The 12,689-nt window shown below is 41.7% G+C and carries 13 protein-coding genes; 10 read left to right on the top strand and 3 right to left on the bottom strand.

The features are described 5' to 3' along the window. Positions 1-50 precede the first annotated feature (50 nt). Entirely contained in the window at positions 51-467 is a 417-nt protein-coding gene (locus K1I67_RS02095; protein WP_223338579.1) for a DUF805 domain-containing protein, read from the top strand. A gap of 86 nt (positions 468-553) precedes the next feature. On the opposite strand, the gene K1I67_RS02100 is transcribed toward K1I67_RS02095, so the two are convergent. Genes K1I67_RS02100 through sdaAB form a run of 3 tightly spaced genes read right to left on the bottom strand, consistent with a single transcriptional unit; the run spans position 554 to position 2,771 of the window. Beyond that, a complete protein-coding gene (locus tag K1I67_RS02100; RefSeq protein ID WP_223338580.1) occupies positions 554-1,195 on the bottom strand; it encodes an HAD hydrolase-like protein in 642 nt (213 codons plus the stop codon). A 23-nt stretch (positions 1,196-1,218) separates the two neighbouring features. Beyond that, a complete protein-coding gene (gene sdaAA, locus K1I67_RS02105) occupies positions 1,219-2,091 on the bottom strand; it encodes an L-serine ammonia-lyase, iron-sulfur-dependent, subunit alpha (protein ID WP_223338581.1) in 873 nt (290 codons plus the stop codon). Between the two features lie 8 nt (positions 2,092-2,099). Next, entirely contained in the window at positions 2,100-2,771 is a 672-nt protein-coding gene (gene sdaAB, locus K1I67_RS02110; RefSeq protein WP_001191178.1) for an L-serine ammonia-lyase, iron-sulfur-dependent subunit beta, read from the bottom strand. A 241-nt stretch (positions 2,772-3,012) separates the two neighbouring features. On the opposite strand from sdaAB, the gene K1I67_RS02115 reads away from it, so the two are divergent. From K1I67_RS02115 to nrdD, 9 genes are all read left to right on the top strand, one after another. Continuing rightward, entirely contained in the window at positions 3,013-3,639 is a 627-nt protein-coding gene (locus K1I67_RS02115) for a LysM peptidoglycan-binding domain-containing protein (protein WP_223338582.1), read from the top strand. Between the two features lie 197 nt (positions 3,640-3,836). After that, complete coding sequence (gene mnmA / locus K1I67_RS02120) at positions 3,837-4,958, top strand: tRNA 2-thiouridine(34) synthase MnmA (RefSeq protein ID WP_223140405.1); 1,122 nt, start codon at positions 3,837-3,839, stop codon at positions 4,956-4,958. Between the two features lie 19 nt (positions 4,959-4,977). Continuing rightward, positions 4,978-5,592: a MarC family protein gene (locus tag K1I67_RS02125; protein ID WP_223338583.1), complete on the top strand. Its 615-nt coding sequence runs from the start codon at positions 4,978-4,980 to the stop codon at positions 5,590-5,592. Positions 5,593-5,736: 144 nt separating this feature from the next. Beyond that, positions 5,737-6,192, top strand: a complete 456-nt coding sequence (locus K1I67_RS02130; RefSeq protein ID WP_045762459.1) for an NUDIX hydrolase — start codon at positions 5,737-5,739, stop codon at positions 6,190-6,192. 8 nt (positions 6,193-6,200) lie between these two features. After that, on the top strand, positions 6,201-6,632 hold the full coding sequence (locus K1I67_RS02135; RefSeq protein ID WP_223338584.1) for an NUDIX hydrolase: 432 nt from the start codon (positions 6,201-6,203) through the stop codon (positions 6,630-6,632). Beyond that, complete coding sequence (gene mnmG, locus K1I67_RS02140) at positions 6,622-8,538, top strand: tRNA uridine-5-carboxymethylaminomethyl(34) synthesis enzyme MnmG (RefSeq protein ID WP_223338585.1); 1,917 nt, start codon at positions 6,622-6,624, stop codon at positions 8,536-8,538. Before K1I67_RS02135 ends, mnmG begins: the two co-directional genes overlap by 11 nt. 84 nt (positions 8,539-8,622) lie before the next feature. Beyond that, entirely contained in the window at positions 8,623-8,757 is a 135-nt protein-coding gene (locus K1I67_RS09920; protein WP_263284456.1) for a hypothetical protein, read from the top strand. A gap of 44 nt (positions 8,758-8,801) precedes the next feature. Beyond that, on the top strand, positions 8,802-10,355 hold the full coding sequence (locus K1I67_RS02145) for a damage-inducible protein CinA (RefSeq protein ID WP_223338586.1): 1,554 nt from the start codon (positions 8,802-8,804) through the stop codon (positions 10,353-10,355). A gap of 119 nt (positions 10,356-10,474) precedes the next feature. After that, positions 10,475-12,682 carry an anaerobic ribonucleoside-triphosphate reductase gene (nrdD, locus tag K1I67_RS02150; RefSeq protein ID WP_223338587.1) on the top strand — a complete coding sequence of 736 codons (2,208 nt, stop codon included), beginning with the start codon at positions 10,475-10,477 and terminating at the stop codon, positions 12,680-12,682. Positions 12,683-12,689 lie beyond the last annotated feature (7 nt).

Here is a 12,689-nt window from a genome sequence, read left to right on the forward strand (position 1 = left end):
GAACAATGAGGCTGCTTTATAGTATACAGTTGTTAAAAAGGAGAAATATCTTGTTTAGGGCTTATATAAATTTTTTAAAAGGTTATGTAGATTTTGTAGGACGCTCAACACGTCCAGAATATTGGTGGGTTTGGCTGATGAATCATATCTTGTTCCTACCCCTGTATATCCTTATCTTCAATAAAGAGATAAACCAAGGTCCTGCCCTGAACTTTACTTTAGTTATATTGGTTGTCAGTATTTATGCCATTTTGGCTCTACTCCTTTTGTTGCCTACTTTAGCGTTAAAGATTCGACGTTTGCGTGATGGAGGTTTCCACTGGGCCTTTATCTTCCTTCACTTTGTTCCAATGGTCGGACGTTTTGCTCTATTAGTTCTGCTAGCCATGCCAAGTAAGGAAGTAGAAATAGTAACAATCAATAGACCTAAAGAAGTTGAAAGCGAAGAAGTTTCCCCTTTTGAATAATTGGACGAGTACGGGGAATGTCATTCTCCTCATTAAGATCAGACAAAAAGCTCCCAAACCTAACTTTTAGGCTGGGAGTCTTTTGTTTAACGTTTTAATTGTAGATGCTGTAAAATGTCTGCCGGGTGGTGAGCAATCCAGTCAGGATGATATCCCATGAGGTCATTCTCCTCCCCAAATCCCCAGGTTACCGCTAGTTTTTTAATGCCAGTTTCTTGAGCACCAATCATATCAAACTTGGTATCTCCGATAATAACGACTGTTTCGGGCGCTAGATGATGAGTTCCCAGAGCCTGACGAATGACATCAGCCTTGTGTAGGGCTTGAGGGCTTGAACCATAAATGCCATCAAAGAAGTGGTCAATCCCAAAATTGCTAGTCATGTCAACTGCGGTTGGTGTATTCTTCGTAGTAGTGATATAAAGAGGATAATGCTCAGCTAGTTCTACGAGTAAATCTTTGATATGTGGAAAGAGTTGGGCTTCGTAAACACCCTTTTCCTTATAATAAGAACGATAGAGCTGGATGGCTTCCTCTATCTGCTCAGCTGGTAAACAACTAGCAAAGCTGGTTTCTAGTGGAGGCCCCATAAAACCTCGAATGGTTTTGGCACCAGGACTAGAAACTCCAAGTTGGTCAAAGGTATAGGTGAAACCATTGTGGATACCGATAGAACTATCAACTAGCGTTCCATCTAAGTCAAAAAAGATAGCAGATATAGATGACATTGATTCTCCTCATAATGATGAAATTATTCGCCGAAGATTTCTTTTTGAAGGCGACGACCTGTAGGTGTGGCAGCGAGCCCCCCTTCAGCAGTTTCACGAAAGGCAGTTGGTAAGCTAGATCCTACTTGATACATGGCGTCAATGACCTCATCAACTGGAATTTTTGATTCGATACCAGCCAGAGCCATATCGGCTGCGATGAAGGCAAAACTTGCTCCCATGGCATTTCGCTTGACGCAAGGAACTTCAACCAAACCTGCAACGGGGTCACAGATAAGACCGAGCATGTTTTTGATAACGAAGGCGATAGCCTGGCTCGCTTGATAAGGCGTTCCGCCTGCAGCTAGAGTTAGGGCAGCGGCACTCATGGCTGAAGCTGAACCGACTTCGGCCTGGCAGCCACCTTCGGCTCCCGAGATAGAAGCGTTGTTAGCAATCACGAGTCCAAAAGCACCTGCAGCGAATAAGAAGTCTAGTTGTTGTTCATGAGTTAAATCCAACTTTTGAATAGCAGCAGTGAGAACGGCTGGAAGGCAGCCTGCACTACCAGCAGTAGGTGTCGCACAGACCAGCCCCATCTTGGCATTGTGTTCATTAACGGCGATAGCATTACGGGCAGCAGACAAGACAGTGAAGTCTGATAGGGTCTTTCCTTTTTTGATGTAGTGGTCAAGCTTGGCAGCGTCACCACCTGTCAAACCGCTACGAGATTTTTTTTCACTAAGACCAAGCTCAACTGAAGCTTTCATGACTTCAAGGTTGCGCTCCATGAGAAGGATGACTTCTTCGCGTTCACGACCGGTTAGCTCAAACTCGGTCGTAATCATGAGTTCAGCGACATTGCCTTGAAAATCAAGTTCGGCTTGTTGGACTAATTCTTTGATAGAGTAAAACATATTTTCTCCTATTGAAAGAAATTGACATTATGCAAATGAGGAATTTTACGAATCTCTTCGATAGATTCATCACAGTTGCGACTATCAACTTCGATAATCATAATGGCTTTCTCCCCAGCTTTTTCTCGGGTTACATTCATTTGGGCGATGTTAATGTCAAAGCGAGAGAGGGCCTCTGTTACATGAGCGATCATACCAGGAACATCCTGATGAACGATGATAATGGTAGGGGTGTTCATGTTGAGGGATACGGCAAAGCCATTGAGCTCTGTTACCTGGATATTTCCACCACCGATTGAAATTCCTGTCACACTGATGGTCTTGTGCTCATTCTTAACAGTGATTTTCGTAGTATTTGGGTGAGGGGCGTTACTGTCTTTCTGGATGGTCCAGACAATTTTGATGCCACGCTTGTGGGCAATTTCTAAACTATTTGGAATTTCTGGATCATCTGTGTCCATTCCTAAGATTCCAGCGACAAGGGCTAGGTCAGTTCCGTGCCCGCGATAGGTTTTTGCAAAAGAATTAAAAAGCTGGAACTCGACCTCGGTTGGAGTATCGTCAAAGATAGAAGAGACGATTTTACCGATACGAACAGCTCCTGCCGTGTGACTACTAGATGGGCCAATCATGACTGGCCCAATGATATCAAAGACAGATTGAAAACGAAGTGATTGCATCTGTTTCCCCTTAAAAAGATTCTTAACTCTATTATATCAAAGATTAGATGCAAGCGCTCAATTCCATGATAAAATATCTAAAATCCCCATAAAGCCTATAAAATCAAGCCTTTTGTAACAAAAAGAGGCTGTTTAAGTGAAATAAAACATAGTCTTGTAACATTTCTACATAAAACCGTCAAGAAACAGTAATAATAGTAGGGTATGATGGAAATATAAGAAAGAAGGAGAATCTTTTAATATGAAATCAACAACTAACAAAATTAAAACAGGACTTGTAGGAGTAGCAGCAGCGCTTGCTTTCCTTGCACCATCACTTACTTTTGCACAAGAAACAACAACTTATACAGTAAAATCAGGTGACACTCTATCAGGAATCGCTGAAAAATACAATACAACTGTTGAAAAATTGGCAGAAAAAAATAAGATTAAAGATATTCATTTGATCTATGTAGACCAAGTATTGGTTATTGATGGTGAAGCACCAGCAACTTCAACTACTTCAGCTGCGACAGCAGAAGCTCCAGTAGCAGCACCTGCAGCTACTGAAACAACAACTTATGAAGCACCAGCAGCAAGCGTAACTGTAGCAGAAGAAACTGTTGCTACAACAGAAACTTCAGCATCAACTTCAACTGTAAGCGGATCTGAAGCAGAAGCTAAAGAATGGATCGCTCAAAAAGAATCAGGCGGTAGTTACACAGCTACAAACGGACGTTACATCGGACGTTACCAATTGACAGATTCATACTTGAACGGTGACTACTCAGCAGAAAACCAAGAACGTGTAGCAGACGCTTATGTAGCAAGACGTTACGGTTCATGGACAGCTGCTAAGAACTTCTGGCTTAACAACGGTTGGTACTAAGAACTAACTAGCAGAATAAGATGCAAAAGTCGAGGGATTTCCTCGACTTTTTTCGTGTTTCCTAATTGAAGGCCTCTGTCATCTTTCTTGTCTTCTCTAAGCAAGCATGTTATAATGAAAACTGCTCAAACGACCTTCAATCGTAGTAGCAAACACGACCTTCAATCGTGAATAAACGAATAGATGGGAGAACTACCATGAGTGATAACTCTAAAACACGTGTTGTCGTGGGGATGAGTGGTGGTGTCGATTCGTCGGTGACGGCTCTCTTGCTCAAAGAGCAGGGCTATGATGTGATCGGTATCTTCATGAAGAACTGGGATGACACAGATGAAAACGGCGTCTGTACGGCGACCGAAGATTACAAGGATGTGGCTGCAGTGGCAGACCAGATTGGCATTCCTTACTACTCTGTCAATTTTGAAAAAGAGTACTGGGACCGCGTTTTTGAGTATTTCCTAGCAGAATACCGTGCAGGACGCACGCCAAATCCAGATGTTATGTGTAACAAAGAAATCAAGTTTAAGGCCTTTTTGGACTATGCCATGACATTGGGGGCTGACTATGTGGCGACTGGTCACTATGCTCGAGTGGCGCGTGATGAGGATGGCATCGTTCACATGCTTCGTGGCGTGGACAATGGCAAAGACCAGACCTATTTCCTCAGTCAACTTTCGCAAGAACAACTTCAAAAAACCATGTTCCCACTGGGGCATTTGGAAAAACCTGAAGTCCGAAAAATAGCTGAAGAAGCAGGACTTGCGACTGCTAAGAAGAAAGACTCGACAGGGATATGCTTTATCGGAGAAAAGAACTTTAAAGAATTTCTCAGCAACTACCTACCAGCTCAACCTGGTCGCATGATGACTGTGGATGGTCGCGATATGGGCGAGCATGCAGGCCTTATGTATTATACGATTGGTCAGCGTGGCGGGCTTGGTATCGGTGGGCAACACGGTGGGGACAATGCCCCTTGGTTCGTTGTCGGAAAAGATCTAAGCAAGAATATCCTCTATGTCGGCCAAGGTTTCTACCATGATTCGCTCATGTCAACCAGTCTAGAAGCCAGTCAAGTCCACTTTACTCGTGACATGCCAGAGGAATTTACGCTCGAATGTACGGCTAAATTCCGCTACCGTCAGCCAGACTCGAAGGTAACGGTTCATGTCAAAGGAGACAAGGCAGAGGTCATTTTCGCAGAACCGCAACGCGCCATTACACCAGGACAGGCGGTTGTCTTTTACGATGGTGAAGAATGTCTCGGTGGTGGTTTGATTGACAATGCCTACCGTGATGGCAAAGTTTGTCAGTATGTCTAACTGGAGTTAAGTAAAAACGATGAGTTCTCAATTTTTTTATGCATTTATGGCATTTTTCGCTATAATGAACCCAATTTCAAATCTTCCTGCTTACATGGCTTTAGTAGCAGATGATAGTCAAAAAATTTCACGAAAAATTGCTTTTAGGAGTCTTTTGATTGCCTTTGTTATTGTAACTGTTTTTATCTTTTCAGGAGATTTCATTTTTAAAGTATTTGGAATTACAATTGTTTCTTTCAGAATTGCTGGTGGAATATTAGTGGCCGTTATCGGTTATCATATGATTAATGGTAATCATTCACCCAGCTATAAAGGAATGGAGCAGCAAACAGTAAATTCAGATCCAATGTCTATTGCTATTTCTCCTCTTGCAATGCCACTTTTTGCGGGACCAGGTACAATTACAACTGCTTTAAGTCTGGCTAATGGAGGTTTGCAGAATCAACTGATAACCGTAGTTGCTTTTGCTCTACTATGTGTCATCACTTATCTCCTGTTAAGAAGTGCAAAACAAATTGCAGGCTTCTTGGGAGAAAATTTGATGAAAATTATAACGAAAATGATGGGACTTTTACTATTCTCGATAGGAATACAGATGATTATCGTCAGTGTGCAGACCTTGCTCAGACAGTGATTTGCATTGACAAAATGATTTGATTTGATAAAATAACTTTAACAATAGTCATGATGGTCAAAGCTCATGGATATTGCAGGCTTTTTGTTCTGCACTTCTTACGAGTTTTGACTGTTTTTGTGTCGTTTAGAGGAAAGGATAAAAATGACTCAACAAGACTTTCGGACAAAGGTGGGGAACACAGTTTTTGGCGTTCGGGCGACAGCCTTGATTCTCCAAAATGGCAAACTTCTAGTCACAAAAGATAAGGGCAAGTATTACACTATTGGCGGTGCGATTCAAGTCAATGAAAGCACGGAAGACGCGGTAGTCCGTGAAGTGAGGGAAGAACTGGGTGTAAAAGCTCAAGCTGGGCAGCTAGCTTTTGTGGTTGAAAATCGTTTTGAAGAAGACGGCGTCTATTATCACAACATCGAGTTTCATTATTTAGTGGACTTACTTGAGGATGCCCCATTGACCATGCAGGAAGATGAGAAAATGCAGCCCTGTGAGTGGATTGATTTGGACAAGCTTGAGGATATTCAGCTAGTTCCAGCCTTTTTGAAAACAGCCCTGCCAAATTGGGACGGACAATTACGACACATCCATCTTAACGAATAGGAGAGAAAATGATGGTTAAGCTTATTGCCCATGTACTTGTTCATAGTGGTGGTGATTATTTACTCATTCAGCGTTCGGAAATTAAAAGAGGACAACCCAACGTTTATCCAACTTACTGGGATATTCCTGGTGGCGGGGTTGAAAAGGGTGAACTTCCGCGAGATGGAGCTCTTAGAGAATGTATTGAAGAAGCGGGAGTTAGGCTAGACAGCAGTTCGCTCAAACTTCTTCACGAAGATAGTCAACTGGATACCTCTAAGGATACTGTCTTTACTCGCTTAGTTTATAAAGCAGAGTGGGTTGGGGAGAAGCCAATTATCAGATTAGATCCTGAAGAGCATACGCACTTTAAATGGGTTGCTATGGATCAAGTTCTAGAGGAGGAAAAGTTAGTTCCTTATTTGCGAGAAATTTTTGAAAGGTTAAGAAATGACTTATAATTTTATAGAAGAATACGATATTATTGTAATTGGTGCTGGACACGCTGGGGTCGAGGCTTCCCTAGCTGCTAGCCGTATGGGTTGCAAGGTCTTGCTTGCGACTATTAACATTGAAATGTTGGCTTTCATGCCCTGTAATCCCTCTATCGGTGGTTCTGCCAAGGGGATTGTCGTGCGTGAAGTAGACGCCCTTGGTGGTGAAATGGCCAAAACCATTGACAAGACTTACATCCAGATGAAGATGCTCAACACAGGGAAAGGCCCAGCTGTCCGTGCCCTTCGTGCGCAGGCTGACAAGGAACTTTACTCTAAGGAAATGCGTAAAACGGTTGAAAACCAAGAAAATCTGACCCTTCGTCAAACCATGATTGATGAGATTTTGGTGGAAGATGGCAAGGTTGTCGGTGTGCGTACTGCGACCCATCAAGAGTATGCTGCTAAGGCTGTTATTGTGACTACAGGGACAGCCCTCCGTGGGGAAATCATCATCGGAGACCTCAAGTACTCATCAGGTCCAAATCACAGCCTAGCTTCGATTAACCTAGCTGACAATCTCAAGGAACTGGGCCTCGAAATCGGTCGTTTCAAGACAGGAACCCCTCCACGTGTCAAGGCTTCCTCTATCAACTACGATGTGACAGAGATTCAGCCAGGAGATGAAACACCAAATCACTTTTCTTATACTTCACGTGATGAGGATTATGTTAAAGACCAAGTACCGTGCTGGTTGACCTATACCAATGGTACCAGTCATGAGATTATCCAAAACAATCTCCACCGTGCTCCTATGTTTACAGGTGTGGTCAAGGGAGTGGGACCTCGTTACTGTCCGTCGATTGAGGATAAAATTGTACGTTTTGCGGACAAGGAACGCCACCAACTTTTCCTAGAGCCAGAAGGACGCAATACAGAAGAAGTCTATGTCCAAGGGCTTTCAACCAGCCTTCCTGAGGATGTCCAACGTGACTTGGTACATTCCATCAAAGGTTTGGAAAATGCAGAGATGATGCGTACAGGTTATGCTATCGAGTATGACATGGTTTTGCCTCATCAGTTGCGTGCAACTCTGGAAACCAAGAAAATCTCAGGACTTTTCACAGCGGGTCAGACAAATGGAACGTCAGGTTACGAAGAGGCTGCTGGACAAGGGATTATCGCGGGTATCAATGCGGCTCTGAAAATCCAAGGCAAGCCTGAGTTGATTCTGAAACGAAGCGACGGTTATATCGGAGTGATGATTGATGACTTGGTGACCAAGGGGACCATTGAACCCTACCGTCTCTTGACCAGTCGTGCTGAATATCGTCTCATTCTCCGTCATGACAATGCTGATATGCGTTTAACTGAGATGGGGCGCGAGATTGGGCTTGTGGACGATGAACGCTGGGCTCGCTTTGAAATCAAGAAAAATCAATTTGACAATGAGATGAAGCGCCTAGACAGCATCAAACTTAAGCCGGTCAAGGAAACTAACGCCAAGGTCGAAGCGATGGGATTCAAACCATTGACTGATGCAGTCACTGCCAAGGAATTCCTCCGTCGTCCAGAAGTCTCTTACCAAGATGTGGTTGCCTTCATCGGACCTGCTGCTGAAGAATTGGATGACAAAATTATCGAATTGATTGAAACGGAAATCAAGTACGAAGGATACATCTCAAAAGCCATGGATCAGGTTGCCAAGATGAAACGCATGGAAGAAAAACGTATTCCAGCCAACATCGACTGGGATGACATTGACTCTATCGCGACTGAAGCTCGCCAGAAGTTCAAACTCATTAATCCAGAAACCATCGGGCAAGCTAGCCGTATCTCTGGTGTAAACCCAGCAGATATCTCCATTCTTATGGTGTATTTGGAAGGTAAAAATCGAAGCATTTCAAAAAACTTAGAAAAGAAAGCTGACTAAAGATAAAAGACTGAATTCTCTTTTGGGGGATTCAGTTTTTTTAGTTTTTTCTTCATTTTTCGAATTAAGAGAAAAGGAGGAGAGATGATAACAGTAGAAGAAAAAATTTTTTTAGAAACCTATAAAAAAGCGTCTTATCATCGTTTTTATGAGATTGAATACTTCGCTAATCTCTGTAAAAAGCTGAACAAATGCCCTCGGCAGGCTGACAAGAACTAGACTTTTTGATATACTAGAACAAATTGAAATATAGGAGAGAGCGAATGAACGTATATGGCAGATTAGAAGACGAACCAATCCCAACTTGGACTGGAAATCAAGATAATTCAGGTGGGGGAGAGGTGCGAGAAGAGTTTGAAACAGGTTACCCTGTCCAATTGCCATTTTTTAGAATCCTCATCTGGAGTTCTTTAGCAGCATTTGTATCTGTAGTACTTCCTGTTTTGATAGGGGTAACTAGTCCAGAGCAGTCTCAGGATTTTTATATTGGATGGGCAATGCACCAAGGAGGGGAAATCTACACAGACTATTTTGGAACTAGTGGTCTCCTCTATTATCTCTTACAGTATCTAGCTCAAGGAAGTATTTTATTTGTTATTTTTAATTGGATAGCATTTATAGGAGCGGGAATTTATCTTTTTTACTCAGCTTTTGTTCTCACAGGTCAGGAGAAGAAATCGCTGGAAATTCTGCCAATTTTTTATGTTCTTGCTGGAAGCTTGAGTTTTGGCGGGGGATATGCAATAGTTACTGCACTACCTTTTTTATTGTTTTCGCTATATTTTGCGATAGTATATATGGTTAATCCAACTCAAGATAGCGGATTTGTTCGAATTGGAATTGGTCTAGCTCTATCTTTATTTTTAGCTCCCTTGATGACAATATTATTTTCAGTATTCTTGTTTTTGTCGCTTTTTGTTTTTAATATTGTTCGTGGTCGGTTTTCTCATGGGATATATCAGTTTTTATCATCAGGTCTAGGATTCTCATTATTCTTTTATCCAATCGGATATTATACAGTATATAAAGGAAGTTTCGGAAACGCTATTAGTCAGATTCTATATCCAATCTATAGTTTAAATTTTATCTGGAATTATGAACTACTAGATAATCTACTGTTTTATGGCTTACTGGCAATTGGACTTGGAGCTCTATCCTTCATTTTTTTGAGTCTTTTTCGCTCAAAACCTTTAGCCCAGTATATTTTATCTATATTTTCACTGTTGGGTTTATTGGTAGTATTGGCGTGGGCTATTTTTTTAACGGAACCAATTCATGGAAGCCGTCTAGTATCTTTTCTTCCTTTCATAAGTGTCATGGTTCTAACGACAATACGTGAGCATGATGTCGATAATTCTAGTCGCCTTACAAGATATGCAGATATATCTTCAATGTGGAGTCGTTATCTTACGAGAAATGGCTATCTACCAATTCTTGCAGTTGCCTATTTATTATTGGCTCCGTTTGTGTCACGTTATGTGCTTCATATAGAACAATATCAAGAACGAACTCGTATAGAAACTACGGTTAAAGGACAAACACAGGCAACCGATCGTATTTATATATGGGATGATCTTACTAATGGTTATAAGACTAGTGAACGTCTATCAGCTAGTCAATTGTTATCACCGATCTTGCATATGGGGCTTGCCGAAAATCGTACTAAGCTGATCAATGATTTACGTGATAATCAGCCTAAAGTTATTGTGGTCAATACTAAAACAGCTCTTTGGACAGAAGTCGAGCAGCTACTTGCTGAAAATTATCAGCTGCTTCAGGGTGATTTCCAGGAATTTAAAATATACAAATTAAAATAAATTAATCAATATCTTGTGTAATTTTAACAAAAATTTATTTTTTGACACAAGATATTGATTTTTATTTTTTAAGTGATATAATACTTCTTAGATATTATATTTTAGAAAAGAGCCTGGATATGATTGTATTAGAAGAGAAAACAACCCCTGATCCAACCTTATTCGTTGAAAAACGAGATGGTAGACGCGTCATTTTTGATGTGGATAAAATTGACAAAGCGCTTCATAAAGCTGCTGAGAAGGTTATGGATGTAAGTCCTTTGGTCGAAAAACGACTTAGCACCCTTATTGAACGTATTGTCGCTGAGATTCATAGTCGCTTTCCTCAAGGTGTAAAAATCTATGAAATCCAAAACATCGTAGAACACGAGTTGTTGGAAGCCAAAGAATATGCCTTGGCAGAGGAATATATCACTTATCGAACTCAAAGGGATTTTGAGCGCTCAAAAGCAACAGATATTAACTTCAGTATCCATAAACTTCTCAATAAAGACCGGGCAGTTGTCAATGAGAACGCTAATAAGGACAGTGACGTCTTTAATACCCAGCGTGATTTGACTGCGGGGATTGTTGGCAAATCAATCGGTCTTCAAATGCTTCCTAAGCACGTAGCTAATGCCCACCAAAAAGGGGATATTCACTATCACGACTTGGATTACAGCCCCTACACACCTATGACTAACTGCTGTTTGATTGATTTCAAGGGTATGTTGGAAAATGGTTTTAAGATTGGGAATGCTGAGGTTGAGAGTCCTAAGTCTATTCAGACTGCGACAGCACAGATTTCACAAATCATCGCAAACGTTGCCTCTAGTCAGTACGGAGGTTGTTCAGCAGACCGTATTGATGAAGTCTTGGCACCTTACGCAGAGAAAAATTACCAAAAGCATCTCAAAGATGCAGAGGAGTGGGTTCTGCCTGACAAGCGTGAGGAATACGCCTGGAAGAAAACCCAAAAAGACATCTATGATGCCATGCAATCTCTAGAGTACGAGATTAATACCCTCTTTACATCAAATGGACAAACACCTTTTACTTCACTTGGTTTCGGTCTAGGAACCAGTCGTTTTGAACGAGAAATTCAAAAGGCAATCCTGAGCATTCGAATCAAGGGGTTAGGTTCAGAACACCGCACAGCTATCTTCCCTAAATTGATCTTTACTCTTAAAAGAGGACTTAATCTGGAGGAAGGTTCACCTAACTACGACATTAAACAATTGGCTCTCGAGTGTGCCACTAAGCGCATGTATCCGGATGTTTTGTCTTACGATAAGATTGTCGAGTTGACAGGTTCTTTCAAAGTTCCGATGGGATGCCGTTCTTTTCTTCAAGGATGGAAGGATGAAAATGGAGTTGAAGTTAATTCAGGTCGAATGAATCTAGGTGTGGTAACGGTCAATCTTCCTCGTATTGCCCTCGAATCAGAAGGCGACTTGAATAAGTTCTGGGAAATTTTCAACGAGCGTATGAATATTGCAGAAGATGCACTGGTCTATCGTGTAGAGAGAACCAAGGAAGCAACTCCAGCTAATGCTCCGATCCTTTATCAATACGGAGCTTTTGGCCGTCGTCTTGGTAAGGAAGAAAGTGTTGACGAGCTCTTTAAGAATCGCCGTGCTACTGTTTCGCTTGGCTATATTGGACTTTATGAAGTAGCGACAGTATTCTTTGGCAACAATTGGGAAACCAATCCAGAAGCTAAAGAATTCACCCTTGATATCATTCGAGACATGAAACATCGAGTAGAAGAGTGGTCAGACCAATACGGTTATCACTTCTCTATTTATTCAACGCCATCTGAAAGTCTGACAGATCGTTTCTGTCGTTTGGACACAGAGAAATTTGGTTCTATTCCAGACATTACAGATAAAGAGTACTACACAAATTCCTTCCATTATGATGTGCGTAAAAATCCAACTCCTTTTGAAAAATTGGATTTTGAGAAGGTTTATCCAGAAGCAGGTGCATCAGGTGGCTTTATCCACTACTGCGAGTACCCAGTTCTCCAACAAAATCCAAAGGCTTTGGAAGCTGTGTGGGACTATGCCTATGACCGTGTAGGTTATCTCGGAACTAATACTCCGATTGACCGTTGCTACAAGTGTGATTTTGAAGGAGATTTTGAGCCAACTGAGAGAGGCTTTGCTTGTCCTAACTGTGGGAATAATGATCCTAAAACAGTAGATGTTGTTAAACGGACCTGTGGTTATCTTGGGAATCCACAAGCTCGTCCGATGGTGAATGGTCGCCACAAGGAAATTGCTGCGCGTGTTAAACACATGAACGGTTCAACTATTAAATCAGCAGGGCATGAAGTAAGAAATTAGAAAGAAA

Origin of the sequence: Streptococcus infantis (genome assembly GCF_019929575.1) — a bacterium.
In the GTDB taxonomy this organism is placed as follows: domain Bacteria; phylum Bacillota; class Bacilli; order Lactobacillales; family Streptococcaceae; genus Streptococcus; species Streptococcus infantis_L.